Annotated in this window: 22 protein-coding genes; 5 read left to right on the top strand and 17 right to left on the bottom strand. The window is 75.4% G+C overall.

The features are described 5' to 3' along the window. Nucleotides 1–20: 20 nt before the first annotated feature. Genes ettA through ACF09K_RS06345 form a run of 3 tightly spaced genes read left to right on the top strand, consistent with a single transcriptional unit; the run spans nucleotide 21 to nucleotide 2,776 of the window. A complete protein-coding gene (gene ettA / locus ACF09K_RS06355; protein WP_392241343.1) occupies nucleotides 21–1,685 on the top strand; it encodes an energy-dependent translational throttle protein EttA in 1,665 nt (554 codons plus the stop codon). Nucleotides 1,686–1,691: 6 nt separating this feature from the next. Beyond that, nucleotides 1,692–2,102 carry an acyl-CoA thioesterase gene (locus tag ACF09K_RS06350; protein WP_392241342.1) on the top strand — a complete coding sequence of 137 codons (411 nt, stop codon included), beginning with the start codon at nucleotides 1,692–1,694 and terminating at the stop codon, nucleotides 2,100–2,102. Continuing rightward, nucleotides 2,099–2,776, top strand: coding sequence for a hypothetical protein (locus tag ACF09K_RS06345; protein ID WP_392241341.1), 678 nt, complete (start codon nucleotides 2,099–2,101; stop codon nucleotides 2,774–2,776). Before ACF09K_RS06350 ends, ACF09K_RS06345 begins: the two co-directional genes overlap by 4 nt. Nucleotides 2,777–2,892: 116 nt before the next feature. Here ACF09K_RS06345 and ACF09K_RS06340 read toward each other — a convergent pair whose 3' ends face one another. Beyond that, nucleotides 2,893–3,306 carry a globin gene (locus tag ACF09K_RS06340; RefSeq protein ID WP_392241340.1) on the bottom strand — a complete coding sequence of 138 codons (414 nt, stop codon included), beginning with the start codon at nucleotides 3,304–3,306 and terminating at the stop codon, nucleotides 2,893–2,895. A 136-nt stretch (nucleotides 3,307–3,442) separates the two neighbouring features. On the opposite strand from ACF09K_RS06340, the gene ACF09K_RS06335 reads away from it, so the two are divergent. Further along, nucleotides 3,443–4,453 carry a methyltransferase domain-containing protein gene (locus ACF09K_RS06335; protein WP_392241339.1) on the top strand — a complete coding sequence of 337 codons (1,011 nt, stop codon included), beginning with the start codon at nucleotides 3,443–3,445 and terminating at the stop codon, nucleotides 4,451–4,453. A gap of 100 nt (nucleotides 4,454–4,553) precedes the next feature. Here ACF09K_RS06335 and ACF09K_RS06330 read toward each other — a convergent pair whose 3' ends face one another. The 12 genes from ACF09K_RS06330 to ACF09K_RS06275 form a co-directional block, all read right to left on the bottom strand. Then, nucleotides 4,554–6,176 carry an FHA domain-containing protein gene (locus ACF09K_RS06330; RefSeq protein WP_392241338.1) on the bottom strand — a complete coding sequence of 541 codons (1,623 nt, stop codon included), beginning with the start codon at nucleotides 6,174–6,176 and terminating at the stop codon, nucleotides 4,554–4,556. A 55-nt stretch (nucleotides 6,177–6,231) separates the two neighbouring features. After that, nucleotides 6,232–7,578, bottom strand: a complete 1,347-nt coding sequence (locus tag ACF09K_RS06325; protein WP_392241337.1) for a VWA domain-containing protein — start codon at nucleotides 7,576–7,578, stop codon at nucleotides 6,232–6,234. A 148-nt stretch (nucleotides 7,579–7,726) separates the two neighbouring features. Next, the gene (locus ACF09K_RS06320; protein ID WP_392241336.1) at nucleotides 7,727–9,052 is read right to left on the bottom strand and encodes a PP2C family serine/threonine-protein phosphatase; all 1,326 of its coding nucleotides are present in this window, start codon (nucleotides 9,050–9,052) and stop codon (nucleotides 7,727–7,729) included. Between the two features lie 3 nt (nucleotides 9,053–9,055). Next, nucleotides 9,056–11,692 carry a tetratricopeptide repeat protein gene (locus ACF09K_RS06315; protein WP_392241335.1) on the bottom strand — a complete coding sequence of 879 codons (2,637 nt, stop codon included), beginning with the start codon at nucleotides 11,690–11,692 and terminating at the stop codon, nucleotides 9,056–9,058. Next, complete coding sequence (locus tag ACF09K_RS06310; protein ID WP_392241334.1) at nucleotides 11,689–13,014, bottom strand: hypothetical protein; 1,326 nt, start codon at nucleotides 13,012–13,014, stop codon at nucleotides 11,689–11,691. The genes ACF09K_RS06315 and ACF09K_RS06310 overlap by 4 nt, the downstream gene beginning before the upstream one ends. Before the next feature lie 63 nt (nucleotides 13,015–13,077). Next, nucleotides 13,078–14,106: a glutamate ABC transporter substrate-binding protein gene (locus ACF09K_RS06305; protein ID WP_392241333.1), complete on the bottom strand. Its 1,029-nt coding sequence runs from the start codon at nucleotides 14,104–14,106 to the stop codon at nucleotides 13,078–13,080. A 14-nt stretch (nucleotides 14,107–14,120) separates the two neighbouring features. Continuing rightward, nucleotides 14,121–15,476 (bottom strand): hypothetical protein, encoded by a 1,356-nt coding sequence (locus tag ACF09K_RS06300; RefSeq protein WP_392241332.1) that lies wholly within the window; start codon nucleotides 15,474–15,476, stop codon nucleotides 14,121–14,123. 398 nt (nucleotides 15,477–15,874) lie between these two features. Further along, nucleotides 15,875–16,846 (bottom strand): N-acetylglucosamine kinase, encoded by a 972-nt coding sequence (locus ACF09K_RS06295; RefSeq protein ID WP_392241331.1) that lies wholly within the window; start codon nucleotides 16,844–16,846, stop codon nucleotides 15,875–15,877. Next, nucleotides 16,837–18,102 carry a 6-phospho-beta-glucosidase gene (locus ACF09K_RS06290; RefSeq protein WP_392241330.1) on the bottom strand — a complete coding sequence of 422 codons (1,266 nt, stop codon included), beginning with the start codon at nucleotides 18,100–18,102 and terminating at the stop codon, nucleotides 16,837–16,839. The genes ACF09K_RS06295 and ACF09K_RS06290 overlap by 10 nt, the downstream gene beginning before the upstream one ends. 7 nt (nucleotides 18,103–18,109) lie before the next feature. Further along, nucleotides 18,110–18,277 carry a hypothetical protein gene (locus tag ACF09K_RS06285; protein ID WP_392241329.1) on the bottom strand — a complete coding sequence of 56 codons (168 nt, stop codon included), beginning with the start codon at nucleotides 18,275–18,277 and terminating at the stop codon, nucleotides 18,110–18,112. Nucleotides 18,278–18,378: 101 nt separating this feature from the next. Beyond that, the gene (locus tag ACF09K_RS06280; protein WP_392241328.1) at nucleotides 18,379–19,590 is read right to left on the bottom strand and encodes an ROK family protein; all 1,212 of its coding nucleotides are present in this window, start codon (nucleotides 19,588–19,590) and stop codon (nucleotides 18,379–18,381) included. A gap of 328 nt (nucleotides 19,591–19,918) precedes the next feature. Then, entirely contained in the window at nucleotides 19,919–21,025 is a 1,107-nt protein-coding gene (locus tag ACF09K_RS06275) for a mechanosensitive ion channel family protein (protein WP_392241327.1), read from the bottom strand. Between the two features lie 315 nt (nucleotides 21,026–21,340). On the opposite strand from ACF09K_RS06275, the gene ACF09K_RS06270 reads away from it, so the two are divergent. Next, entirely contained in the window at nucleotides 21,341–21,877 is a 537-nt protein-coding gene (locus tag ACF09K_RS06270; RefSeq protein WP_067244152.1) for an HNH endonuclease, read from the top strand. A 428-nt stretch (nucleotides 21,878–22,305) separates the two neighbouring features. Here ACF09K_RS06270 and ACF09K_RS06265 read toward each other — a convergent pair whose 3' ends face one another. The 4 genes from ACF09K_RS06265 to ACF09K_RS06250 all read right to left on the bottom strand — a co-directional run bounded on the left by ACF09K_RS06265 (nucleotide 22,306) and on the right by ACF09K_RS06250 (nucleotide 26,295). Continuing rightward, the gene (locus ACF09K_RS06265; RefSeq protein ID WP_392241326.1) at nucleotides 22,306–23,640 is read right to left on the bottom strand and encodes a hypothetical protein; all 1,335 of its coding nucleotides are present in this window, start codon (nucleotides 23,638–23,640) and stop codon (nucleotides 22,306–22,308) included. After that, entirely contained in the window at nucleotides 23,637–24,422 is a 786-nt protein-coding gene (locus ACF09K_RS06260) for an ABC transporter ATP-binding protein (RefSeq protein ID WP_392241325.1), read from the bottom strand. Before ACF09K_RS06260 ends, ACF09K_RS06265 begins: the two co-directional genes overlap by 4 nt. 191 nt (nucleotides 24,423–24,613) lie before the next feature. Further along, nucleotides 24,614–25,702: a zf-HC2 domain-containing protein gene (locus ACF09K_RS06255; RefSeq protein ID WP_392241324.1), complete on the bottom strand. Its 1,089-nt coding sequence runs from the start codon at nucleotides 25,700–25,702 to the stop codon at nucleotides 24,614–24,616. Continuing rightward, entirely contained in the window at nucleotides 25,699–26,295 is a 597-nt protein-coding gene (locus tag ACF09K_RS06250; RefSeq protein WP_392241323.1) for an RNA polymerase sigma factor, read from the bottom strand. The genes ACF09K_RS06255 and ACF09K_RS06250 overlap by 4 nt, the downstream gene beginning before the upstream one ends. Between the last annotated feature and the right edge of the window lie 33 nt (nucleotides 26,296–26,328).

The following is a 26,328-nucleotide window of genomic DNA, read 5'->3' as shown; positions in this document are numbered from 1 at the left end:
AAGCTGCCGGACGGTTTCTCTTGGCTGAGTACATCTACACCATGCGCAAGACGCGCAAGGCGCACGGCGACAAGGTCATCCTTGACGACGTGACGCTGAGCTTCCTGCCCGGCGCGAAGATCGGTGTGGTCGGTCCGAACGGTGCCGGTAAGTCCACCGTTCTCAAGATCATGGCCGGGCTGGAGCAGCCGTCCAACGGCGACGCGTTCCTGTCGCCCGGCTACTCCGTCGGGATGCTGCTGCAGGAGCCGCCGCTCGACGAGTCCAAGACGGTCCTGGAGAACGTGCAGGACGGGGCCGCCGAGATCATGGGCAAGCTCAGGCGCTTCAACGAGGTCGCCGAGCTGATGGCGACCGACTACTCGGACGCGCTCATGGAGGAGATGGGCAAGCTCCAGGACGACCTGGACCACGCCAACGCGTGGGACCTGGACACCCAGCTCGAGCAGGCCATGGACGCCTTGGGCTGCCCGCCCGGCGACTGGCCGGTCACCAACCTCTCCGGTGGTGAGCGCCGCCGCGTCGCGCTCTGCAAGCTGCTGCTGGAGGCCCCCGACCTGCTGCTGCTCGACGAGCCCACCAACCACCTGGACGCCGAGTCCGTGCAGTGGCTGGAGCAGCACCTCGCGAAGTACACGGGCACCGTCGTCGCCGTCACCCACGACCGGTACTTCCTCGACAACGTGGCCGAGTGGATCCTGGAGCTCGACCGCGGACGCGCCCACCCCTACGAGGGCAACTACTCCACCTACCTCGACACCAAGGCGACCCGCCTCAAGGTCGAGGGCCAGAAGGACGCCAAGCGCGCCAAGCGGCTCAAGGAAGAGCTGGAGTGGGTGCGGTCGAACGCCAAGGGGCGTCAGGCCAAGTCCAAGGCCCGTCTCGCCCGGTACGAGGAGATGGCGGCCGAGGCCGACAAGATGCGGAAGCTGGACTTCGAGGAGATCCAGATCCCGCCGGGCCCCCGCCTGGGCAGCATCGTCGTCGAGGTCAACAACCTCAGCAAGGCCTTCGGCGAGAAGGTCCTCATCGACGACCTCTCCTTCACGCTGCCGCGCAACGGCATCGTCGGCGTCATCGGCCCGAACGGCGCCGGCAAGACCACCCTGTTCAAGATGATCCAGGGCCTGGAGGAGCCGGACTCCGGTTCGATCAAGGTCGGCGAGACCGTCAAGATCTCGTACGTCGACCAGAGCCGCGAGAGCATCGACCCGAAGAAGACGCTGTGGGCCGTCGTCTCCGACGAGCTGGACTACATCAACGTCGGCCAGGTCGAGATGCCTTCGCGGGCCTACGTCTCCGCGTTCGGCTTCAAGGGCCCGGACCAGCAGAAGCCGGCCGGCGTCCTGTCCGGCGGTGAGCGCAACCGCCTGAACCTCGCGCTCACCCTCAAGCAGGGCGGCAACCTGCTGCTCCTCGACGAGCCGACCAACGACCTCGACGTCGAGACGCTGTCCTCCCTCGAGAACGCGCTGCTCGAATTCCCGGGTGCGGCCGTGGTCGTCTCCCACGACCGGTGGTTCCTGGACCGGGTCGCCACGCACATCCTCGCCTACGAGGGTGACTCCAAGTGGTTCTGGTTCGAGGGCAACTACGAGTCGTACGAGAAGAACAAGATCGAGCGGCTCGGCCCGGACGCGGCCCGTCCGCACCGTGCCACCTACAAGAAGCTGACCCGGGGCTGATCCTCCTTGCGGCACATCTACCGCTGCCCGCTGCGCTGGGCGGACATGGACGCGTACGGCCACGTCAACAACGTGGTGTTCCTCCGTTACCTGGAGGAAGCCCGTATCGACTTCCTGTTCCGCCCGGACAAGGACTTCCAGCAGGGGTCCGTGGTGGCGCGCCACGAGATCGACTACAAGCGGCAGCTCGTCCACCGGCACCGGCCCGTGGACATCGAGCTGTGGATCACGCAGGTACGCGCCGCGTCCTTCACCATCGCCTACGAGGTGAAGGACGGCGACGAGGTCTACGTCAGCGCGTCGACGGTGATCGTGCCGTTCGACTTCGCGGCGCAGCGGCCTCGCCGGATCACCGAGGAGGAGCGTGAGTTCCTCGAGGAGTACCGGGACGACGACAAGGAGGCCGTCGCCGCATGACGGTGCTCCACCTCGCCGACGAGGGGGAGGCGGCGGACCTCGCGGCCTTCCTCTCCCGGCTGCTCCACTACGACCGCGCGGCTGCGGTCCGGCTCCAGGCGGCCGGCACCGCGCTGGCCGTCTTCGGACGGCCGCCGTCCTTCGAGGTCCTCGCGGTCCGGGCGGTCCGGCTCGCGAAGCCGTACGAGGAGGGCCTCGACGTCACGCTGGACGTGACCGTGTCCGCGGGGGAGCTGCTGGAGGGCGTCGAGGAGACGGCGGCCATGGCCGCCGTGCCCGCCGCGGTGACCGGGCCGCCCTGGGCGGGCGTGCTGCCGCCCCGCGGCGGCTGGGAACCGGCGCGGGGCCTCCCGGCGCCGGACGCGTTGCGCGCGATGGTCGGCGCGGCGGTCGCGGAGTTCCGCCGCCGCACCGGGGAACTGCCGGCCGAGCGCCGCACGCGCGCCGAACTCGACCGGACCGGGCGGGAGATCTGGTCCCGGACGGTCGGGGACACCGGTCTGCCCGTGCGCGCGGTGCACGCGGCCCAGTCGCTGGGCTTCCTGCGGCCGGCCACCGCGGCCCGGGACACCGGGCTCTACTCCTCGGGAACCTGGCTGCGGCTGCGGACGCCGTACGGCTCGATCGCGGTACGGCGGGCGGGACTCGGCGGCCTGGGCCTCAGCGTGCGCTGAGCGGTTGTGGGCCCGTACGCCTCGGCCCTGGCCCACACCCCACCCACGCACCTCACCACCCACCCACTCACGACGTCCAGGCGCGCCCTCCCCGCACGCCGCCCCGGCGAGCCGGTTCAGTCCGGGGCGTTCACCATGGACGCCGCCGCGTACGTCAGGTAGTTCCACAGCGTCTGCTCGTGCTCCTCGGACAGTCCCAGCTCGTCCACCGCGTCCCGCATGTGCTTGAGCCAGGCGTCGTGCGCGGCCCGGTCCACGGTGAAGGGCGCGTGCCGCATCCGCAGACGGGGGTGGCCGCGGTTCTGGCTGTACGTCGTGGGGCCGCCCCAGTACTGGATCAGGAACAGCGTGAGCCGCTCCTCGGCCGGGCCCAGGTCCTCCTCGGGGTACATGGGCCGCAGGAACGGGTCCTCGGCGACTCCCTCGTAGAAACGGTGGACCAGTCGGCGGAAGGTGTCCTCCCCGCCGACCTGCTCGTAGAAGGTCTGCTCCTGAAGCGTGCCGCGCCGGATCTCTTTCACGTCCCCCATGGTCTCAGACCCGGCGACCGAGTACTCCGGGCCCGGGACCTTTCGGTACGGGACCTTCCGGCACGGGGCCCGCGCCCACCGCGCCGGCGGGTGCGGGCCGCTCGCACCGCGGGCTCCCGCGCCGCACAGTGGACGTATGGCAGCGCATGTGCTCGGCAAGGAGCTGGAGGAGCTCGCCGCCTTCGAGCGGGCGGCGTTGGTGCGGGAGATCGAGGCGAGCGGGGCCCTCGCCGCCGATCCGGCCTGGCGGGAGGCCTTCGCCGTCGTACCCCGCCATCTCTTCGTGCCGTACTACTACGCCGCCGGCGCGGGTGGGTACGAGCGGCGATGGGGGGAGAGCGCCGATCCGAGGGCCCGCGAGCGGTGGGTGCGCGGCGCGTACGAGGACGTGCCGCTGGCCACCCGGCTGCGGGACGGGGAGCTGGTCTCCTCGAGCAGCCAGCCCTCGCTGATGGCCGAGATGCTGGCCGAGCTGCAGGTGCGGGACGGGGACCGGGTGCTGGAGATCGGCGCCGGCACGGGATACAACGCGGCGCTGCTGTCGTACCGGCTCGGGGACGAGCGGGTCACCACCGTGGACCTCGACCCGGAGATCACCGAGTCCGCCCGGCGGCACCTCGCCGAGGCCGGCTACCGGCCGACCGTCGTCACCGGCGACGGCGCCCGCGGGGTTCCCGAACGCGCGCCCTTCGACCGCATCGTCGCCACCTGCGAGCTGGCCTCGGTCCCCCGGGCCTGGGTCGCCCAGTGCCGCCCCGGCGGCCGCATCCTGACCCCCCTGGCCACCGGTCTGCTCGCGCTGACCGTGGAAGAGACCGGGCAGGCCGAGGGGAACTTCCTGCACACCCCCGCCTACTTCGTCCCGCTGCGCGGCACCGAGCGGCCCGCGCCGGAGCCGGTCGCCCTCGGCGGGGTGCCGCCGGGGATCAGGGAGAACGATCTGTTCCGCTTCCTGCTGGCCCTCACCCGGGAGACCCTCGACCCCCAGGAGGCGTACGCGCTGTGGGAGCGCGAGAGCAGGCCCGGACGTCACCGGTACGGCGTCACCGTGGGCGGCGAGCGGATGTGGGCGTGGCTGGACGACCCGGAGGGACCCTACGCCTGGCCCCTTCCCGGCTCGTCCGGCCCCACCCTCGTCGGGACCTAGCCCCGGCCGGCCCCGGCGGAGCCGACCGCCGCGGGACCGGCCTCCCTCGGAGGTCGGCCCCGCGGGGACCCGGCCCCGCGGGGAGCCGGTCCCCGAGGGCTCAGCCGCGTCGGACCGTGATCGTCGTCCACGCGCCGACGTGGACGCGGTCGCCGTCCTGGAGGGGGACGGGCACGAAGGGCTGGATCGGCTCGTCGGAGCCGTTGACCGTGGTGCCGTTCGTCGAGTTCTGGTCGACGACGGCCCAGCCGCCGTCGGGCTGCTGCACCAGCACCGCGTGCTGGTGCGAGACGCCCGGGTCCTCCGGCGGCACCGACAGGTCGATGTCGGGGGTCTCGCCGGTGGAGTGCCGGCGGCGGCCGATGGTGATCTGGTTGCCGTCGAGCGTGCGCTGCTGCTCGGGGGAGTAGGCGGGCAGGTTCAGGCCCGCGGCCTCCGGTCCCGAGCGGTGCATCATCGCCATGAAGTACTCGCGGTCCGGGCCTATCGTCGCCGTCCAGGTCTCCGGCTGCTGCGGGAAGGCCTGGCCGGGCGGGGCCTGGACGCCGCCGGGCCGGGGGTGGCCGTAGCCGCCCTGGTCGCCGCCGGGGCCGGTGTGGGACGGCGGGGGGAGCACCCAGTCGTCGTCACCGCCGCCGAAGGACGGGCCGGTCGGGCCGGACGGCTGCTGCGGCCTGCCGCCCCCCTGCGGGTAACCGGACGGGGCCTGCGGGCCGCCGGGCGGCTGGAAGGCCTGCGGGGCGCGCCCGCCGGGACCGCCGGGGCCACCCGGATTGCCGGGCTGGGGGTAGCCGTAGCCGCCACCCTGACCGCCGGGGCCGCCCTGACCGCCGGGGCCGCCGGGGCCGCCAGGGCCGGAGGGCTCGCGGGCGAAGGGGTCGGAGGACGGGTTCGCGGGGCCGGGGCGGTGCCCGAAGGGACCGCCGGGGGTGCCCGACGGGTCACGCCCGTAGGCACCCGCGGGCGACCCGCCACCGGGACCGCCGGCGGGGTTGCCGGCCGGGCCGCCGAGTCCCTGCCCGTGACCCTGCCCCGGTCCGTGTCCCTGCCCGGGTCCCTGGGGACCGCCGGACGGGCCACCGAACGGCCGACCGCCACCGGGCCCACCAGGTCCACCGGGACCGCCCTGGCCGCCCTGCTCATGACCGAAGGGCCGGCCGGCCCCCTGGCCCGGAGGCCGCGAGGGGTCGCCGCCGAACGGCGGGCCCGGCGGGATCGGCTCGGCGGGACGGTTCACCTGGGACGGACGGGAGCCCTGGTAGTCGAACGCGTCGCTCCCGCCGAAGGACGGGGGCGGCGGCTGGAACCGTGCGTCCGGACCCGCTCCGGGACCACCGGGGCTGCCGAATCCACCGGGCCCCACGGGCCCCCCTGGGCCACCCGGCCCACCCGGGCCGCCGGGACCGGGCGCGCCGGGCCCCGGCGTGCGCGGGGCGGCGGGCGTGTACGAGGTCGCCGTGTTGGTCAGGAAGTTCCACCGGCACTCCTCGCAGAACGGCGCGCCGCCCTCACGGGGCGTGCGGCACTGCGGGCACAGCTCCGGCTCGGCGTTCGGCGCCGCGGACGGGCGACGGCCGTCGGGGCGGCCGCCGGCGGCCGGCGGGAAGCCGTAGCCGCCGGGCGGCGGGGGCGGGGGCGGAGGTACGGCACCGGCCATGCGGTGACCGCAGACCTCGCACCAGTCGTCGGAACCCGACTGGTGTCCGTTCGGGCAGGTCGGCATGTCGGCGCGTCCCCCTTTCCTTCGGTGTTCCTCCAGCGTCCGTACGTCCGCCGGGTCACTTCTTTACACGAACAGTCTTTGTGGACCTGGTCTCGAGGGTCATCTCGTCCGCCTCCGCGACCTTCGCCTTCAATCGCACAGTACCTGTCGGCGCGTCGACCACGTCCACCACCTTCGCAAGCAGTTTCGCAGTATCCGCGTTCCCGGACGCGCTCGCGAGCTGAACGGCCCGGCCCAGTTTGGCCGTTGCTCCGTCCATATCGCCCGCTTTGCGAAGGTCCAGTCCCTGCTGGATGGCCCGGGCCAGTTCGGCCTGCCCGGTGTAGTGCGCGACCTGCGGGTTGATCGAGGTGGAGGCCGCCGTGTCGTCCGTCCACACGGCCCGTACGAGGCCCTGCGCGCCCAGGTTCCGCACCGTGCCCCCGGGCTCCGGGACCACCAGGGAGACGCGCGCGGCCAGCATCTCCTGGCCGACGCCGGCCGCCGGGACCTCGACGCACACGTGGTAGTCGCGGGACTCGTCGCCCCAGGAACCGGTGGGGTAGTCGCCGGAGCGCGGGCCCGACTCGGTGCGCCTGCCGGTCAGTTCCGCGACCGTCGGCGCGACCTGCTTGACGAACCGGACGGCCGCGCCGGCCGGGGTCCACAGCCGCAGGGCGACGTCCGCGACCTCCTTGCCCATGGCCGTCTCCATCATCCGCGTGAAGTCGGCGGCGAGCCCGGCCGGATCGGCGACGATGTCGGCGGTGCCGAGCAGGGCGGAGGCGATGCCTGTGACTTCTTTCACTTCCCAGTCGGTGCCCACACCGCGCGCGTCACAGGTGAACCGGCCCGCGCAGGAGTCCAGCGCGGCCTGGAGGTCCTCGGCCGACTCGTGCTCGTTGCGGCCGTCGGTGAGCAGGATGCCGTGCCGGATCGCGACGTCGGCGCCGGCCAGCAGCCGGTCGGCCAGCCGCAGCCAGGTGCCGATGGCCGTGCCGCCGCCCGCGCCGAGCCGGCGCAGGGCCTGCTTGGCCTGCTCGCGGGTGGTGGGGTCGGCCACCGCGAGGCGTCCGCCGCCCGGATAGACCTCCGTGGCCACGTGCGTGCCGCCGATCACCGAGAAGTGCACGCCGTCGCGGAGCGTGTCGACGGCGGCGGCCGTCGCGTCGCGCGCGTTGCGCATCTTGGTCGGCGGGTAGTCCATCGAACCGGAGCAGTCGACCATGACCACCACGGCGGCGGACGGGCCTTCGCCCGGCGCGTACAGGTGCGGTGCCGTGACCCCGGTGCCGACGGTGCCGCCGCCGGTGGCGGTCACCGTCACGATCGCGTTGACCTCGCGGCCGCCCTCCGGCAGGTAGGCGTTCTGGTAGACGTCCACCGAGAACCGCGGCACGTTCGACTTCGAGAAATTGGCCATGCCTTTTTCCCTCCCCCTCGGAAACTCCCACGGCGTGTGGGGTGACGACGTGGACGGACCGGTCCCCTCCGGTCCGCCCCTGCTTCCCCGCGCACCGGCCGGACCCGTGCGTACGGGTCCGGCCGGTGCGCTGTCCGTGCGTGTGGCCTCAGGCCGATCCTGCCCCCTGCGCGGGGGCGGGGAACGGCACGACGGCCACTGTTACGTTGTCGTGGCCCCCGCCGTCCAGGGCGTGACCGACGAGGACCCGGGCGGCGTGCAGCGGGCGGGCGGCGGCGTCCGCGGGGAGCACCTCGGCCATCTCCCCGGCCCCCTCCGCGTAGTTCCACAGGCCGTCGGTGCACACGATCACCACGCCCGGCCGGTCCGGCTTGAACGCGGCGGTGTGCGGTTCCAGTTCGTAGGCGTCGGCGCCGAGCCAGCCGGTGATCGCGTGGGCACGCTCGTCGGCGTAGGCCTCGGCCTCGTTCATCAGGCCCGCGGAGACCATCTGGGCGGCCCAGGAGTCGTCCTCGGTGAGCCGGGCGGGCGGTGCGCCGCGGTCCTCCGGAACCCAGTAGACGCGGCTGTCGCCCACCCAGCCGACGACCAGCAGGCCCGCGGTGACGACCGCGCCGACGAGGGTGCAGGCGGGGGCGTTCTGGTGCGGGGCGTGCTCGCGGGCCGTGGCCGGTTCCCCGGCGAGCGCGTCGACCGCGTGCGAGGCGGCCACGATCGCCTCGTGCATGGCCTGTTGCGGGTGCGTGCCCTGCGGCAGGGCCGCCAGCAGGGTCCGTCCGGCGGCCTGTGCCGCGGCGTGCGAGGCGTCGTCGGGGCGGGTCGCGGAGGAGACGCCGTCGCAGACGACCGCCACCAGCGCGGGGCCGCCGTCGGGCAGCGTCGTGCGGCCGACGGTGAAGGAGTCCTCGTTGCGGTGGTGGCGCAGACCGCGGTCGCTGACGGCGGCGACCGGGCCCGACTCCTGCTCCATGTGGTCGCGTTCACGCGGCTGGGCGTGCCCGCAGTTCTCGCAGTACCCGTCGTCGTCCACCCGGCCCGCCCGGCAGGCCACGCACACCTTGGCGACGGCCAGCCGCGGGTCCGGCGCCTGCAGGGGGTACTCCTCCGGCTCGGCGGGCCGGTCGAACCGGACCCCGGGGGCCGGGACGGCCGGGTCGGCGGCGGTCGGTGCCACCGGCCCGTCCGCCGGCACACGGGCCGCCGCGACCGGCGCCGCCACGGGCGCGGGAGGCGCGGCCGGCGGCTGCGGGACCGCCGGCGCCGGCGCACCGGCCGGGAGCGGCGGCGCGCCGGCGGCACCCCGCGCGGCCGGCTGCCGCTCCGCGCTCATGGTGAGCGTCGGCGTGTCCTTCGGACGTGCCGGTACGGCGGACAGGTCGTATCCGCACGCACCGCAGAAACGGTCACCCGCGTCGATCGGTTCCGCGCAGCTCGGGCACGTGGGCAGGGTCGCCTGCCCGGGGATCTTGGACATCAACTACACCCACGTCCGGGGGCGGTAACGATTGGCACGTTCCACCAGGTCGATCCTCTCCTCGGCGCCGGTCGCCAGCCGGGCCAGCATGCGGTACGAACGCTCCAGTCCGAAGCGCAGCCCCCGCTCGTCCAGGTCGCTGCCCAGCAGCGCCCGCCGGTCGTCGGGAACACTGCTGCCCCGGCCACCGGAGAGTATCCAGTCCAGCGCGCAGCCGAGGACTTCGGTGGACAACTGCTCCCGGCGCGTCGGATCCAGTCCGTAGGCGTCCAGTGCCTCGACCTGCGCCGCCGCGGCGGCGAGGTCCTCCTCGAAGGGTACGTCGGCGGCGGCCGCCGTCCGCTGCCGCAGCCGGGCGCGGACGGCGGCGACGCGGGCGGCGGTGTAGTGGATGGAGGACTCCGGCACCGACTCCAGCGTCCGTACGGCGCCCCGGCGGTCGCCCGCCGCGAGCTGGACGCGTGCCAGGCCGAACGCGGCGCTCACGAAGCTCGGGTCGGTGGACCACACGAGGCGGTAGTACTCGGCGGCGTTGTCCGACTGGCCCAGCACCTCCGCGCACAGGCCGAGCGCCAGCTTCGGCGCCGGCTCGCCGGGGAAGGCGTCGTAGATCGCGTCGAAGGCGAGCGCGGCGCCCGCCCGGTCGCCGGTGACCAGCGAGGCCACGCCCCGGTACCAGACGATCCGCCAGTCGTCGGGCCGTTCGCCCTCGAGTCCGGCCAGCGACCTCAGGGCGGCCTCGAAGTCGCCGTTCTCCAGCCGGGCGCGGATCTCCCGCAGCCGGCTCTCCACCGACGGGGCCGGCGCGGCCGCGAGGGCGGTGATCAGTTCGGTGGGCGCGGAGGCCAGCAGGCCGGTGAGGAAACCGGCGTTGGGGTCGGCGGGGTCGACGTGCGGGACCGGCAGGGCGAGCCCGGCGGCGGGCGCGGGGACGGGCCTGACCAGCCCCGCCACGGCACCGCCGGCTCCCGCCACGGCACCGCCGACCCCCGCCACGGCACCGCCGGCTCCGGCCGGGACGGCTCCGGGCGTGCGGGGCGAGGGCACCGGTCCGGCCGCGCCGCCTCCGCCCGTCGGCGCGCCGGCCGCACCGCCCGCGCCGCCCGCCCGGCTCCGCCGTGACGCGACGGCCCGGGACCCCAGCCGCGACACCTCCGCGTCCAGCTTCGGGAACAACTCCGTGTCCGTGACGCGCATCTCGGGTCCGAACAGGGTGGACGGCGCGGGCCGGGCCCGCCCCGTCTGGAGCGAGACGACCTCGCGCAGCACACCGGTCAGCTGCTCGGCCATCTCCTGGGCGGAGGCGAACCGGCGGGCCGGGTCGGGGTCGGTGGCGCGGACCAGGAACCGGTAGAAGGACTCGTACCGGTGGAAGACCTCGATGGAGTCGGGGTCGGGCAGGGAGTCCACGAAGGCCGTGGTGTAGCCCTGGAAGTCGAAGGTGAGCACCGCCAGGGTGCGGCCGACCGTATAGAGGTCGCTGGCCACCGACGGGCCGACCTCCGCCACCTCCGGGGCCTGGTAGCCGACCGTGCCGTAGATGGCCGACTCGTCGTCGTCCGTCCTGCGCACGGCGCCCATGTCGATGAGCTTGAGCTGGTCCTCGGTCTGGATGGCGTTGTCGACCTTGAAGTCGCAGTACAGCAGGTTGCGGCCGTGCAGGTGGCCGAGGGCCTCCAGGGCCTCGATGCCGAAGGCGCAGGCCTGCTCCACCGGCAGCGGGTCGCGCCGGCCGTCCGGGGTGCGGCGGGCGTTGGCGATCTCCTTGAGGGACTTGCCGCCGACGTACTCCATGACGATGTACCCGTCCAGCGATCCGGTCCGCTGGTCGAGGTGCTCGACGAAGTTGTAGATCCGCACGATGTTGGCGTGCTCGATCTCGGCGAGGAAGCGCCGCTCGGAGATCGCCGCCGCCATCGCGTCCTGGTCGCCGGTGTCCAGCAGGCCCTTGAGGACCACCCAGCGGTCGGAGACCGCCCGGTCGACGGCGAGGTAGACCCAGCCCAGACCGCCGTGCGCCAGGCAGCCCACGACCTCGTACTGGCCGTGCACGACGTCGCCGGTCCGCAGCTTGGGGACGAAGGAGTACGGGTGGCCGCACTTGGTGCAGAAGCCCTCCGTGCGGCCCTCGCGCGCACCGCGTGCCCGGCCCACCGGCGCGCCGCAGTCGGCGCGCGAGCAGAACCGCTTGCGCTCGGGCACCTCGGGGTCGTCGAGGACCATCGCGCGCGGGTCGGGGCGCGGCACCTGGGGCACCGCGACCAGACCCGCCCCGAGCCGGGCCCGCCCGGACGAACCGGACGTGGAACCGGAGCCGCGCACCGACACCGAGCGGCCACCGGCCGCGTCCGGCAGCGACCGCGAGAGCCGCCCGGACACCGAGCGGCGCGACTTCGACGACTGCGAGGAGGTGCGTGCGCTGCGCGCGCTGGGACGTGAGCCGCCGCTGCCCGTCGAACCCCTGCCGCCGCGGGTCACGCCGGTCGGGGGCGAGCCGACCAGGCCTCCCCCGGAGGGAGGACCCCCCGACGCGACGACGGGGGCCAGCCCGCAGGTGTCGCAGTACAGCTCGCCGCCGCCCACGTCCTCGTACGAGCCCTCGCAGCCCGGTCGCTGGCACGTCTGCCCTGACTGACTCATGACCTCTGCTCCCCCCTGTGGTCCTCGGGGCCGCCCTGCTCGGGCACGCGCGGGGCGGCCAGCAGTTCGGCGGCCGCCTGCTGGTAGCGCAGGACGGCCTGTTCGGCGACGCGCAGATCGCAGGGCGCGCTCCACAGCATCCGCCGGGCCGCGTCGTAGCGCTCGACGAGGAACGGGTCCTCGGCGAACCCGTGCCGGGCGACCTTCGCCTTGTACGCGTCGAGCCGGCCGCGCAGTTCCGCGCGGATCGCGAGCGGCGCGGTGACCGCGGTCAACGACTCGCGGGCACGCAGCAGTTCGTCCTCCGCCCGGCGCTCCAGGGACTCCAGCAGGGGGGACAGGCGGTGCCACTGGCCGTGCCGGCGGTACTCGGCCGCCGTCGCCAACTGCTCCTGGAGCACGGTCGGCGGGCCGCCGACGGCCGGAACCTCGGTGGCGGCGATCTTCGCGAGCACCTCGCCGCGCGCGGTGCGCGCCTCGGCGAGGGTCCGGTCCGCGCGGCTGAGCACGTCCCGCAGCCGCACCAGGCGCTGCTCGGCGTCCTGACGGACCGTCAGGACGGCGTCGATCTCCCGGCGCACGTCCTCCAGGGCGCGCGCCTCCCGGTCGTACACCGTGGTGTCGGGGCGCCCGCCGCCCGGCGCCGAACTGCCCTGCGCGGGCACCCAGAACGCCAGCGGGTCGGAGATCACCCGCTCGCGCAGCGAGGTCAGGGTGCGGGTGATGCGCTCCAGGTCGTCGCCCGCCGGATGCTCGCCGGGGCGCACGCCCACGGAGTGCGCGAGCTGCCGGGTGCGCTGGAGTTCCGCGGCCAGGAGGTCTATCCGGGCGGGCAGGGCGGACCACACCGCGTCGGCGGCGACGACCAGGTCCAGCGAGGACGCGTACAGGTCGTTCATCCGGTCGACGAGGGCGGTCAGCGAGAAGCTCTCGCTGAGCCGGCCGCCGCCGGCCGGGGCGTTCGCCGTCGCGGCGGCCGCGCCGGAGACCGTGACGGACGCGCCGCGCAGCAGCTCCGTCAGCTCCGCCAGGTCCTCACGGCTGGACCAGCGGCGCCGCGAGCGGATGTCCCGCGCGGAGCGCAACGCGTCGGTGTACGCGTCGAAGTACGTCCACAGCAGCGTGATCGACGCCTCCGCGGACGCCCAGCGCTCCTCGGTGACGCCGGTCAGCGCGGCGCCTTCGAGGAGCCTGCGGCCCGCGTGGTCCTGGAGGGCGAGGAGCGAGGTCTCGATCGCCTCGTGCTCCGCGCCGAGCCGCGCCAGCGCACGGTCGACCTCGTCCCGGTCCATCACCGGCCCGGGGGGTCCCGTGACGCCCATCGATCACCTCTCGTCGCTGTGTCCTGGTCTCCCGCTCGGTCCGCCGTCCGCCCGGCCGTCCCGTCAACCCGTGCGCAGGTACTGCGGAGCGGGCGGCATCGACGTCGCCGGGTCCGAACCCAGTGTCGCCGACAGCCAGTCGGCGTACGACCGCTGCCAGCCGTCCGCCCGGTACGCCACCAGGACCTGGTTGACCCGGCGGACCAGATCGTCCGCGTCCTTGTTCATCGCCACGCCGTAGTACTCGGTCGTGAACGCGGCGCCCTTGAGTTCCACCGCCGGGTCCTGCGCGGCCTGGCTCGCCGCCAGCGCCCCGTCGGTGACGACGGCGTCGACCTCCCCCAGCTGCAGCCGCACCAGGCAGTCCAGTTGGTTGGGGACGGTGGTGGAGACGTCGACGGTCGCGGGCAGCTTCCCGGCCTTCACGTCGTCGGCCAGCCGGGCGTTGGCGGTCGAACCGGCCGCCGTGCAGACCCGCTTCCCCGCCAGCGTGCCGTCGTAGCCCGTGACGGCCGACGTCTTGGGCGCGAGCACCTGCTGGCCCGTCTTGAAGTAGGGCGCGGAGAACGCGACGTCCTCGATCCGGTCGCAGGTGATCGTCATCGTGCGGACCACCATGTCGACCCGGCCCTCCTGGACGGCCGGGATGCGCTGGTTCGTCGGGATCGCCTTGAACTGGACCGCGTCGCGGTCGCCCAGGAGGTCCTCGGCGATCCGCCGCACCAGGTCGATGTCGAAGCCCTCCAGGGCGGCGCCCGCGGTGTTGGGGTCGCGGTAGCCCCAGCGGTAGCTGTTCTGGTCGACGCCGACGACCAGCTTGCGCCTCTCACCCGTACGGGCCTTGATCGCGGCGATCGCCGGGCCGTCCGCGGACGACGGCGCCAGCGTCTGCTTCTCGGGCGCCTCGCACGTCGAGGCCGCCACCGGGCTGCCCTCGGCGACGCCCGGACCGCCGGTGCCGGTGCTGCCGTCACCCCGGGACTGGGTCAGGGGCAGCAGCAGCACGAACGCCAGGGCCATGACGCAGACGACCGCCATCGCGCCCACCCCGCCCCAGCCCCGCAGGCCGGCCCGTATCCGTCGCGCACGCATCGTCACGCCCCCTCTCACCGGTACTCCGACAGCCTGCGGCCGATGCCGACGAGCGCGCCCGCCGCCGCCAGCACGGCGAGGACGGCCGCGCCCAGCGGCAGCCCGCCCATCGCGTCCAGGCCGTCACCGGCCGCCTGCCTGAACTCGTGCCGCTCGTGGTCGAGCGCGGTCGCCAGGCTCGCGTCGACGCCGTCGAAGCACGCGCCGGTCGCGCCCTTCGCGCCGATCACCAGGGCCAGCGCCTGCTCGTAGTTGCCGTTGTCGTCCTGGGCGCGGGCCGCGGCGTGGCGCTTCTTCCACTCCGCCATGTTGCTCTGCGCCGTCGAGACCGGCTTCTCGCCGGCCCGGTCGTCGGCGAGCTCCGCCGCCGCCGCGAGGCCCTTGCCGAGGGTGGCCATCTCCTCGGTGAAGTCGTGGTCGTAGACGTCGACCGCCGTGTCGTCGACCTTCACGGTCTCGGCGCCGCGGGCCACCAGGGTGAGGTTCTCGTTGCCGCGCGCCTTCAGCGAGGCGATACGGGCGTCGTGCAGGACGTCGAGGGAGCGGACGCCGTGCTCGTAGGAGTCGTTCAGCCCCGCGCGGGCCACGCTGTGACCGACGACCAGCCACAGCAGCACGACGGCGGACGCCGCGGACGCCGCGACCATGCCGTGGTTCAGCACCCGGTTCGTACGGCGGTAGTCGCGGTGCTGCGCCCAGGCGAGGGCGGCCAGCGCGAGGACGCCGAGGGCGATCGCCGCCCACGGGTACGGCTTCGCCGCCGCGTAGTCGTCCTGGAGGCGCTGGTTCTCCCTCTCGTAGAGGTCCTCGGCGGCCGGGAGCATCTCGTCCTGCATCTTCTGGTTGGCGTAGCGCAGGTACGCGCCGCCCACCGGGAAGCCCTGCCGGTTGTAGGTGCGGGCGCGCTCGACGAGGCCCTTGTACTCCGGGAGCAGCGTGTTGAGCTTCGTGATCGCCGCGGTGGAGGGGGAGCCGGCGCCGGAGTTGTTCGCCGCGGTGACGAGCTTGGCGGCGGCCGTGTCGATGTCGTCCTCGTAGCGTTCGCGCGACGCGGCGCTCTCCTGGCCGCCCGCCAGGAAGCCGCCGGCCGCGGCCGTGTTGGCGTCGGCGAGCGACCGGTAGATGTCCGCCGCGGCCGAACTGAGCGGCTGGCTCTTGTGCAGCACGTCGTCGGCGGCGGCCGCGCGGTCGCTCGTCTGCCAGGCGGTGACGGCGCCGAAGGCGACGACGAGGAGGGCGAGGACGGCGCCGACGGCCCGGAGCCTGCCCGGCTCGGTGGTCGCGGCGGAGCGCAACCGGTCGGCGCCCTCGGCGAGCGCCGTCCGGCGGCCGGGCGGCGCCGCCGTGCCGGTTGTCGGCGGGTTTGCCACGTTTCCCGACCTCCCCCATGGTCACCTGTCGGCGCCAGTATCGCCGCTCGGCACGGTGTCGCGCACCGGGCTCCGCCGGATCTCGACCGGATCGCGGCTGCCCGCCCCGCGAGTGAACACGTCGGGGACGGGTGTTCGGTTCCGGGGCGGGGGGCGGCGCGGGGTGACAAGGCTCGTTCGCGGCTGGTCGCGCGGTTCCCCGCGCCCCCGGGCGTCCGCCGTCACGCGTGTGGGGGCGGTGCGGGCCGGGCGCGGGGCGTCTGCGGCTGGTCGCGCGGCTCCCCGCGCCCCTGAAGGGCGGCGGTCACGCGTGGGGAGAGAAGAGAAGAGAGAGGCGGAGGGGCGGGTCCGTCCGCCGCGGGTGCGCGGGCCGGCGGTGGCCGCCCCTCCCGTACCGGTCAGTGCGCGAAGTGGGCGCGGACCCTCGCCAGCGCGGCGGGGCCCGCCCCCAGTCCGTCCAGGCCCAGCAACGCGGCTCCCAGCACCGGGCGTTGCCGTACCACCCTCGGGACCGCCTTCGGCGCTCTGGCGGCCAGCCGTTCGCCGATGCCGTCGTCGAGCCGGCGGTGGCCCGCGGTGAGGACTCCGCCGCCCAGGAGCACCGGGGTCTCCTCCGCCAGGAGGTCCAGGCGGGCCAGGGCGACCGCGGCCATGCCGGCGACCTCCGCCGCCAGGCGGTCGACGACCGCGCGGGCCACCGCGTCGCCGTCGGAGGCCGTCGCGAAGAGGACCGGGGTCACCTCGTGGCGGCGGGAGGCGGGGAGGCGTTCCAGGTGGAGGGACTCGATGAGGGCGTACATCGTGGGGAGGCCGAAGTGGGCCGGCAGGGTGTGCGCCAGGGCGGTGGCGGGACCCCGGCCGTCCGCGGCCCGGGCCGCGTGCCACAGGGCCTCCTCCGCGAGGGCCCAACCGCCTCCCCAGTCACCGGAGATCCGGCCGAGCGCCGGGAAGCGGGCGGTGCGGCCGTCGGGGCGCATGCCGACGCAGTTGATGCCGGCGCCGCACACGACGGCCACGCCCCGCGGTTCGGCGACGCCCGCCCGCAGGATCGCGAAGGTGTCGTTGCGGACCTCGACGGCCGCGCCCCAGGCCCGTTCGCGCAGCGCCGCCGCCAACCGCTCCTCCTCGACGGGCAGGTCGGCGCCCGCGAGGCAGGCCGAGACACGGGTCACCGAGGTGACGCCCGCGGCGGCGTACGCGCGCGTGACGGCGTCCGCGAGGACGTCCACGGCGGGACCCACGCCCACCGCGGGCGGCCGGAAGCCGCCGCCGCGGGCCGTGGCGAGCACCTCCCCGTCGGCCGCCACGACCGCCACGTCGGTCTTGCTGTTGCCCGCGTCGACGGCGAGGACACCCGCGGTCAGGCCCACGCGAGGTGCTCCCGGTTGTGCGCGACGAGTGCGTCGGTCAGCCGCTCGGCGTACGCGTACTGGCCGATCAGGGGGTGGGCGAGGAGGGCCCGGAAGACGCGGTCGCGGCCGCCGCGCAGCGCCGCGTCCAGGGCGAGGTCCTCGTAGGCGGTGACGGCCGCCGTCAGGCCCGCGTACAGCGGGTCCACCGGCCTCACCGGCAGCGGGGTGGCGCCCTCGGGGCCGACCGCCGCCTGGACCTCGATCACCGCGTCGTCGGGGAGGAAGGACAGCGTGCCGTCGTTGCGGGTGTTGACCACCTGGTGCGGGCTGCCGGAGCCGGTGAGCAGCGCGGCCGCCAGGTCCACGGCCGCCTCGGAGTAGTGGGCGCCGCCCCGCTCCGCGAGCAGCGCCGGCTTCTCGTCCAGCGCCGGATCGGCGTACATCTCCAGCAACTTCTTCTCCATCTCCGCCACTTCGGCGGCCCGCGAGGGCTTGGTGCGCAGTTCGCGCACGACCTCGTCGTGGGCGTAGTAGTAGCGCAGGTAGTACGACGGGACCACGCCGAGCCGGTCCAGCAGGGTGCGCGGCAGGCGCAGGCCGGCGGCGATCGCGTCGCCGTGGCCGGTCAGCAGCGCGGGCAGGACGTCCTCGCCCCCGGGGCCGCCGAGGCGCACCGCCGTCTCCCAGGTGAGGTGGTTGAGGCCCACGTGGTCGAGGTGGACCTCGGACGCGGCGACCCCCAGCAGACCGGCGAACCTGTGCTGGAGGCCGATGGCCACGTTGCACAGCCCGACCGCCCGGTGCCCGGCCCGCAGCAGGGCGCGGGTGACGATGCCGACCGGGTTGGTGAAGTCGATGATCCAGGCCCGGGGGCTGGCGCGGCGGACCCGGTCGGCGATGTCGAGGACCACGGGGACCGTGCGCAGCGCCTTGGCCAGGCCGCCGGCGCCGGTCGTCTCCTGGCCGACGCAGCCGCACTCCAGGGGCCAGGTCTCGTCCTGCCGGCGGGCGGCCTGTCCGCCGACGCGGAGCTGGAGCAGGACCGCGTCGGCGCCGTCGACGCCCGCGTCCAGGTCGGCGGTGGTGACGATGCGGCCGGGGTGGCCCTGCCGGGCGAAGATGCGCCGGGCGAGCCCGCCGACCGGCTCCAGCCGCCCGGCCGCCGGGTCGACGAGGACCAGCTCCTCGATGGGCAGGGTGTCCCGCAGGCGGGCGAAGCCGTCGATCAGTTCGGGTGTGTAGGTCGAGCCTCCGCCGACCACGGTGAGCTTCATGTCCGGGCTAACCCTTCACTCCGGTCGGGGCGACGCCCCCGGCGAACACGGCGAACACGGCGACCCCGGCGAACGCGGCGAGCACGGAGGTCAGGGCGAGAGCCGCTTCCCGGACTGCTTCCCGGGGTGCTCTCCAGGTCGCCTTCCGGGGCGCCTCGGGGATCCGTGCGGGCATGGCGGGGGCCTCCCAGGGACGGGTGCGACGACGATGACGATGGCTAGGGGCAGGCGTAGGGGAACGGGGACGGCGAGGGCGGCGGGGGGCACCGGGGGCGGTCAGCGCGAGGTGTCGAACACGTCGTCGCGGGTGGCCGCCAGCGCGCTCTCCAGGGCGCCGCGCAGCACCGGCCGTTCGGTGACGGTGCCGACGACGAGCTTCGGCCGGGACGCGGCCAGCTCCTCCAGCTCGGCCTGGACGAGGGCCCGCAGCGCCTCGCCGCCCGCGGTCAGGCAGGCGCCGCCGAGGACGACGAGTTCGGGGTCGAGGACGGCGACCAGGGAGGCGAGGCCGGTCGCCAGCCGGGTCGCGTAGAGGCCCAGCAGCTCCCGCAGCGGGCCGTCCTGCGCGGCGGCGGCCCGCGCGACGAGGGCGGCGGCGGTCTCGGCGTACGGGCCCCGGCCGATGCCGGTGACGCCCAGTTCGCGGGCCAGCTGCGGCAGGACCTGGGAACCGGCGAGTTCCTGGTAGCCGCCGCTGTTGGCCCGGGTGACCTGCCGGACCAGGGGTGCGCCCGGCACCGGCAGGAAGCCGACCTCGCCCGCGCCGCCGGTCCAGCCGCGGTGCAGCCGGCCGCCGAGGACGAGGGCGGCGCCGAGGCCCCCCTCGTTCCACAGCAGCACGAAGTCCTCGTGCCCGCGGGCCGCGCCGAGCCGCTGTTCGGCCACGGCCACCAGGTTGACGTCGTTCTCGTACTCCACCGGCATCGGCAGGGCCGCCGCGAGCTCGTCGAGCAGCGCGGGCGAGTGCCAGCCCGGCAGGTGGGAGGCGTAGCGCAACCGGCCGGTGGTGGGGTCGAAGGCCCCCGGCGTGGCGACGACCAGCCGCCGCACGTCGTCCCGGGCGAGCCCGGCGGCCTTCACCGCGCCGTCCAGCGCCTCGGTGACCTGTCCCACGACGGCCCCCGCGCCCCTTCCGCCCGCCGTCGGCACCTCGTACGTGCCCACCGTGCGGCCGGTGACGTCGGCGACGGCCGCCAGGACGCGCTCGGGAGTGACGTCGAGACCGGCGGCGTGACCGGCGGCCGGGTTCACCCCGTACAGCCGGGCACCCGGCCCCGGCCGTCCCTCCGTGGTGCCGGTGGCCAGGACCAGCCCCGCCGCCTCCAGGCGGGCCAGGAGCTGGGAGGCGGTCGGCTTGGACAGGCCGGTGAGCCTGCCGACCCGGGCGCGCGACAGCGGGCCGTGGGCCAGCAGCAGGTCCAGGGCGGCGCGGTCGTTCATGGCACGCAGGACGCGCGGCGTGCCCGGCGTTCCGGCGGTTCCCGCCATGCGGTCCGCACCTGCCCTTCTCGGCCTCCCGGCCTCTCGGTGATCCCGGCGGGAAGCCCGCCGAGGCGCTCGCGCTCCGCGCCCGACCACTGTCAGGAAGGTTTCCTGTCCGGTGCAGGGAAGGTAGGTTCGGCGTCCGGAGGGCGTCAAGGGGGAGGCGGAGGCGCGGGAAAGAGGGGGGAGACCGGGGGCGCGAAGGAGGGGAAGGCGGCGCGAAGGAAGGGAGGGGGCGCGAAAGGGGGGAGACGGGGTGCGAAGGGGGAGACGGCGCGGGACGCGGGAACGCCCGCCCCTTCGCCGGGACGGGCGTCGCCTTGTGGAACCCGCGCTACTTCGACGGCCCCGGCGGCGTCAGGGGCGTCAGCGGGGAGGCGGCCGCCGCCTGCGGGGAGCCCGGGTTGGAGTACACCGACGGGGCGGCGACGGCGGCCGTCGGGTCGTTGTCCGGGTCCTGCTCCGGCGGGACCGTGGCGCCGCCGACGATACGGATGTCCGCCGCGTCGAACGCGCGCTTGATCCGCCAGCGCAGCTCGCGCTCGACGGTGAGGGACTTGCCGGGCATCGTCTTCGCGGAGACGCGGACCACCATGGAGTCGATCAGGACGCTGTCCAGGCCGAGCACCTCGATCGGGCTCCACAGGAGCTCGTTCCAGGGCTCCTCCTTGTTCATCTTCTCGGCGACCTCGACGAGGGTGGCCCGGACGCGGTCCAGGTCCTCGGACGCCTTGACCGTGACGTCCACCCCGGCCGTCGCCCAGCCCTGCGAGAGGTTGCCGATCCGCTTGACCTCGCCGTTGCGGACGTACCAGATCTCGCCGCTGTCGCCGCGCAGCTTGGTCACGCGCAGGCCGACCTCGATGACCTCTCCGGAGGCGACGCCCGCGTCGATCTTGTCGCCGACGCCGTACTGGTCCTCGAGGATCATGAACACGCCGGACAGGAAGTCCGTGACCAGGTTGCGGGCGCCGAAACCGATCGCCACGCCCGCGACACCGGCGGACGCCAGCAGCGGGGCCAGGTCGATCTCGAAGGCGCCGAGGACCATCAGGGCGGCGGTGCCGAGGATGAGGAAGCTCGCCACCGACCGCAGCACCGAGCCGATCGCCTGCGACCGCTGGCGGCGCCGCTCGACGTTGACCAGCAGGCCGCCCAGCCCCGTGCCGTCGCCCGCCGGGACCGTGCGGTTCATGCGGTCGATGAACTTGGTGATGGCCCGCCGCACCACCATGCGCAGCACCGCGGCGATCACCAGGATCAGCAGGACCCGCAGGCCGATCGCGAGCCAGGTCGTCCAGTTCTCCTCGACCCAGCTCGCGGCGTTCGTCGCGCCCTCCTGGGCGTCCTGCAGGGTCGGGACGATCACGGAGGTCGGCGACTCCGAAGGGGTCGGCGACGGCGACGAGCCGGCGGCCCTCAGGACGGCGGACAAGGACACGGCAGGTACCTCCAGGTGCGGCGCTGCTCCCTCCGGCGCGGCGGTCAAGGTGGTCCAGGTCACGAAAAGGTCACCGGTGGTGCAGGGGCACCACACTAACGGGGCATCGTGTGTGCCCCGGCGGGATGTCCGGAGGAGAGACCGTGCTCACCCGCGCTTGAACAGGCAGGGGCGCGGGGGATGTATTCCGGTGTGGTCGAAAACACTCCCGGCCCGTTACCGGGACATGGTGGCGCGTCCACCAGGCAAGAGGGGAGACTGACCTCAGATCGTCCCGGCGCGAGCCACGCGCCGCCGACGCCCAAGGAGGCATCCGTGCCGCATGTCCTGGTCCTGAACGCGTCGTACGAGCCCCTCGGCGTCGTACCGCTCCGCCGCGCGCTCGTCCTCGTCCTGGAGAACAAGGCCGTCTCCCTCGAGGAATCCGGCGCCTTCCTGCACAGCGCGACCGTCACGGTTCCCGCGCCCAGCGTGGTCCGGCTCAAGCGATTCGTCCGGGTTCCCTACCGGGGGCCCGTTCCTCTCACCCGCCGGGCGCTCTTCGCCCGCGACGGGGGCCGGTGCATGTACTGCGGTGGCGTCGCAACCAGCGTCGACCACGTCATCCCGCGCAGCCGCGGGGGCAAGCACGTCTGGGACAACGTCGTGGCGTCCTGCCGGCGCTGCAACCACGTCAAGGCCGACCGCCACCTCGTGGAGATCGGCTGGCGGCTGCGGCACAAACCCGCCCCGCCCACCGGTCTGGCCTGGCGCATCATCGGGACCGGCCACCGGGACCCGCGCTGGCTGCCGTACCTGCAACCGTACGGCGCGGACGACGCCCTGGCCCGGATCGACGGCATCTCCGCCTGACCGCTCCGGGCCTTCGCGTTCTCCGCGGCCGCGTGCCCCGTGGCGCCGATCCGCCACGGGACGCTCCGGGTCGGGCCCGTGCCGGAGCGCGTGCCGGCCGGACACCGGCCGGCGCGCGTGCCGCGCTCCCGGTGGCCCCGCACGCCCCGGACAGGCCGTAGGCCGGCACGGACGCCGTGCCGGCCGCCGCCCGCTCTCAGGTCCGGCCGCCCGCTCTCAGGTCCGGCCGGCCGCGTCGGCCCGGTCCGGCCCGCACCGTGACCGCCCGTCAGGCCGCGCCGGACGACGCCGGGATCCTCGCGGCGGCCGGTGCCGGGACCACGGCGACCAGGGTCCCCGCCCGAGCCGGACCGGGGGCGCCGCCCGCCCGGCGGGCGCGGCCGGTGTCCGGGACGGGTCGCGGGAACGGGCGTGCGGCAGGACTCCGGTCACAGCGCGGGCACCCCGTCCGGATCGCAGTCGCCCGCCGTGGCGAAGTACCGCGTCAGCCAGGCACGGCGCTCGTCCGCGGGCATCGACGCGAGGCGCGCCCGGGCGGCCCGCCGTTCGCGCAGCCCGGCACGGGCGGCCTCGTCGCCGCGGGCGTCCAGTGCGTCGAAGTGCTCCTGGGCGGGCCCCGGCGCGAGGAGGTTCGCCACGGCGTCGTCCGCGCGGCTCACCCGCGGGTCCGACGGGCCCCCGCAGTCGCCGCGGCCCTGGAGCGCCGCCACGGCCTCCCACGCGTACTGCTCGGGATCGGTCAGCCCGCCCCGTACGAAGGACCGGCCCATCGGCGTCAGCAGGGGCAGCTCCGCCTCCCCGGGGCGGGGTGCGCCCGGCCGGTCCTCGAACCGGACCGGCAGGTTCCGTACGCCTTCCAGTCGGCCGGTGACACCCGAGAGGGCGTTCCTGACCTGGGGCAGCAGGTCTCCGTAGCGGGCGTTCACGCAGATCTGCGGGGTGGTCGAGGTGTCGCAGACCTGACGCTCGCCGACCGGATCGGTGTGCCACAGCCCGGCACCGCCCTGCACCAGCAGCGCACCCGCCGCCGTCGCCGCCGCGAGCGGCAGCAGGGCCGTGTACCGGCGCCGCGCCGCGTACGCCAGCACGGCGGCCGCCGCGAGGCCGGCCACCCACACCGTCGCGGCCACGGGCTGCCACACCACCGGAACCAGGTCCTCCGGGACGGGGAGCGCCGGGTTCAGGGCACGGCCGGCACCGGCGTCCGCCCGCGACGCCAGGCCCAGCGCGGCGTACCCGCAGGCCGCCAGCAGCGGCGCCGCCGGCCGTCGGGGGACGAGCCGCCCCACCACCTGACCGGCCACCGCGGCGGCCGCCACCGCCACCGCGTCCGCCGGCAGCAGCTCCGGGCCCGGCCCGTCCCCCCGGGCGTACGGCCAGGTCGCCAGCAGTGCCCCGGCCGCCGCCGTCGCGTACCCGGCCGTCGTCCACGCGGCCACCGGGAGCGCCGACGCGAGGAACCGCGCCAGTGGCCCGCGAGTGGCCGTCCCCCACAGTTCCTCCGTGCGGCGCCGGCGCTCCCGTCCGCCCTGCCGGCACCCCGCCGCCGCGGCCAGCGGCAGGACGACCAGCAGCACGGCGTGCAGTTCGGCACGGGTCTCGGCCCAGCCGCCCTGCCAGCGGTCCGCCCCCGCGGCCAGCAGTCCGGCGGTCGCCACGAGGACCGCCAGTCCCGCCCAGGGGGCGAACCCGCGCAGCGCCTCGGCGCGCAACGGGTGCACGCGGACCGGTGCGCGCCTCGGCGCCGTGACCGTACGGCTCATCGCTTCGCCCCTTCCCGGGATGCGGGGCGGGCGCGGTGGGCCCGCAGCGCCGCCGTGTAACCGCGTTCGACCGGGTTGTCGCCGACCCCGTCGCCGGTGCCGTCCGCGCCCAGCGCGCTCAGCGAGCCGGGGGTGCCGCGGTAGGCGACCCGGCCCGCGTCCAGCAGGGTGACCTCCGTGCAGGCGGCGGCCACGTCCTCCACCAGGTGCGTCGAGACGACCACCGTGGCGGAGGCGCCCAGCGAGCGCAGCAGCGCCCGCAACTCCACCCGCTGCTCGGGGTCCAGGCCCGCGGTGGGCTCGTCCAGGAGCACCACGTCGGGGTCGTTGACGAGGGCCTGCGCGATGCCGACCCGGCGGACCATGCCACCGGACAGCGTCCGCACCTTCGCGTCGATGCGGTCGCCGAGACCGACCCGTTCGACGGCCCTCTCCACGGCGGCCGGGGTGTCGGCGACGGGCAGCTCCTTCAGCCAGGCCACGTACGCGACGAACTCACGGACCGTGAAGCCCGGGTAGTGCCCGAACTCCTGCGGGAGGTAGCCCAGTCTGCTGCGCACCGCGCGGCGCCGCCCGGCCTCGCCCACGTCCTCGCCGAGGATCTCCACCCGCCCCCCGGCGGGCGGCACGACCGTCGCCAGCACCCGGATCAGCGAGGTCTTCCCGGCGCCGTTCGGCCCGAGCAGGCCGTGCACCCCCCGGTCCAGGGCGAGGTCCACCCCGTCGAGGGCGACGGTTCGGCGGTGCCGGACGCGCAGTCCGGTCACTCGTATCGTGCTCAAGGAATCTCCATCGGGTGGACGGGCATGGGGGTGCCGGTCGGTGGGTGGACGGGCATGGGGGTGCCGGTCGGTGGGTGGACGGGCATGGGGGTGCCGGTCGGTGGGTGGACGGGCACGGGGGTGCCGGTCGGTGGGCGGATGTGGGGCGGGGGCCGGCCCGTGGGCGGGTGTGCGTCGGGGCCGGGTGTGCGTCAGGGCGTCCGGTCGTAGGCGGAACGGCGGGCGGCCAGCGCGGTGGCGGAGAGCACCGCCGCGGCCGCCCACGCACCCTGGGCGAGGGGGCCGTCCAGGACGGCGGTGAGCTGTTCGGCCAGCCGGGTCAGCGGGGCGCCGGACGGCGAGGCCAGCGCCGGTGCGAGCACCGCGCACAGCCAGCCCCCGCCGGTCACCGCCGCGCCGGCGCGGGAACCGGCGTACCCGGCCAGGGCCAGCGTGGCCAGCGTCAGCGCGAGCCCCGGCAGCAGCCAGGCCGCCGCGCCCGGCGCACCCGAGCCGGGCAGCAGCAGCCCGGCCAGCGTCAGCAGCGGCAGGCTGACCAGCAGCACGGCGGCCGTCCGGGTCAGCAGCAGCCGCAGCCCGCCGGCGGGTGAGGCCGCGGCGATCTCGTGCACCGGGTCGGCGTGCGGCCCGTAGGACAGGGCCACCCCGAGGACCGGCACGACCGGCGCGAGGGCCAGCAGCAACGGCCGCGCCCCGGTCACCCCGGCCCCGTACGCCAACGCGACCGCCCCCAGCGCCACGGCCACCACGGCGACGGACCAGGCCCCCCGCACGGCGGGGCCCGCCGCCCACAGGACGCGGGCGAGGCGGGGGGCGCGGGCCGGCGCGGGTCCGGCGCCCGCCGCCCGGCGGGAGGAGCGGCCGACGCGGCGCGCGGCGAAGCCGCCGACGGCGCGCGACGACCGGAGGCGGGCACGGGGGGAGCGGGGGAAGCGGGGGAAGCGGGGAGAGGGGACGGCGGGGGCGGGCGAGGGCGCCGGAAGCGGTGACGTGGCCCCGACCGCCGGGGCCGGGGCCGGTGCCGCTGCGGGGGCCGCCGTCGGTGCGAGGGCCGGCTCCACCGCCGGTGCGGGGGCCGAGGCCTCTCGGAGCACCGCCTCCCGCACCTGCTCCAGAACGGCCCCCGCGGCACCCTCCCGCACCGCGCGGGACACGCGGGTCGCGCAGGCCGCGCAGTGCTCCAGGTGCCTCTCCAGGGGCCGGGCGCCGGACTCCGGGAGGGTGCCGTCGGCGTAGCGGGCGGCCAGGGCGTCGGTCACGTGCCGTCGGACGGTGTTCATACCGGGCCTCCCGCCGGAGTCGGGTGCGACTGGGCCAGCGCCGCGCGCAGTTCGGCACGGGCGCGCATGGCGCGGGTCTTGACGGTGCCCTCGGGGATGCCGAGCAGCCGGGCGGCCTCGCGGGTGGTGAGCCCGTCGACGACGGTCACGCGCAGCACCTCCCGCAGCTCGGGCGGGATCCGGTCGAGGGCGGTGCCGACGTCGCCGAACTCCAGCCCCGCCAGCACCCGTTCCTCCGCGGACGGCAGGGCCGCCGCCGGCACCCGTTCCACCCGCTCGGTGTCCATCGGGGCCGTCTCGATCCGCGCGGAGCGCTCCTGCGCCCGCCGCGCGTCGACCAGTCGCCGGGCGGCGATGGTCCACAGCCAGCCGCCCGCCTCCCCGCCCCCGTGGCCGCCCGCCGACCGCCACACGGTCACGAACGTGTCCTGCACCACCTCCCGTACCACCTCGGGATCGGCGCAGCGCCGGGTGAGCCGCGCGTGCAGCCAGCCCGCGTGCCGGTCGTACAGGACGGCCAGGGCACGGGCGTCCCCGTCGGCGACGGACCGGAGCAGCGCCGCGTCCGTGCCGCTCTCGCCGTGGCCCCTCATGGGGCGGAACAGTCTCACACCCTCTCTGTCGGG

Source organism: Streptomyces sp. NPDC014882, assembly GCF_043081325.1.
GTDB lineage: Bacteria > Actinomycetota > Actinomycetes > Streptomycetales > Streptomycetaceae > Streptomyces.
This window is presented reverse-complemented; position numbering and strand designations above follow the sequence as displayed.

Excerpts from the sequence above, each read along its gene's own strand:
- ACF09K_RS06345 (WP_392241341.1), top strand. The coding sequence starts at position 2,099 with ATGACGGTGCTCCACCTCGCCGACGAGGGGGAGGCGGCGGACCTCGCG.
- ACF09K_RS06340 (WP_392241340.1), bottom strand. The coding sequence starts at position 3,306 with ATGGGGGACGTGAAAGAGATCCGGCGCGGCACGCTTCAGGAGCAGACC.
- ACF09K_RS06335 (WP_392241339.1), top strand. The coding sequence starts at position 3,443 with ATGGCAGCGCATGTGCTCGGCAAGGAGCTGGAGGAGCTCGCCGCCTTC.
- ACF09K_RS06330 (WP_392241338.1), bottom strand. The coding sequence starts at position 6,176 with ATGCCGACCTGCCCGAACGGACACCAGTCGGGTTCCGACGACTGGTGC.
- ACF09K_RS06325 (WP_392241337.1), bottom strand. The coding sequence starts at position 7,578 with ATGGCCAATTTCTCGAAGTCGAACGTGCCGCGGTTCTCGGTGGACGTC.
- ACF09K_RS06320 (WP_392241336.1), bottom strand. The coding sequence starts at position 9,052 with ATGTCCAAGATCCCCGGGCAGGCGACCCTGCCCACGTGCCCGAGCTGC.
- ACF09K_RS06315 (WP_392241335.1), bottom strand. The coding sequence starts at position 11,692 with ATGAGTCAGTCAGGGCAGACGTGCCAGCGACCGGGCTGCGAGGGCTCG.
- ACF09K_RS06310 (WP_392241334.1), bottom strand. The coding sequence starts at position 13,014 with ATGGGCGTCACGGGACCCCCCGGGCCGGTGATGGACCGGGACGAGGTC.
- ACF09K_RS06305 (WP_392241333.1), bottom strand. The coding sequence starts at position 14,106 with ATGCGTGCGCGACGGATACGGGCCGGCCTGCGGGGCTGGGGCGGGGTG.
- ACF09K_RS06290 (WP_392241330.1), bottom strand. The coding sequence starts at position 18,102 with ATGAAGCTCACCGTGGTCGGCGGAGGCTCGACCTACACACCCGAACTG.
- ACF09K_RS06285 (WP_392241329.1), bottom strand. The coding sequence starts at position 18,277 with ATGCCCGCACGGATCCCCGAGGCGCCCCGGAAGGCGACCTGGAGAGCA.
- ACF09K_RS06280 (WP_392241328.1), bottom strand. The coding sequence starts at position 19,590 with ATGGCGGGAACCGCCGGAACGCCGGGCACGCCGCGCGTCCTGCGTGCC.
- ACF09K_RS06265 (WP_392241326.1), bottom strand. The coding sequence starts at position 23,640 with ATGAGCCGTACGGTCACGGCGCCGAGGCGCGCACCGGTCCGCGTGCAC.
- ACF09K_RS06255 (WP_392241324.1), bottom strand. The coding sequence starts at position 25,702 with ATGAACACCGTCCGACGGCACGTGACCGACGCCCTGGCCGCCCGCTAC.
- ACF09K_RS06250 (WP_392241323.1), bottom strand. The coding sequence starts at position 26,295 with ATGAGGGGCCACGGCGAGAGCGGCACGGACGCGGCGCTGCTCCGGTCC.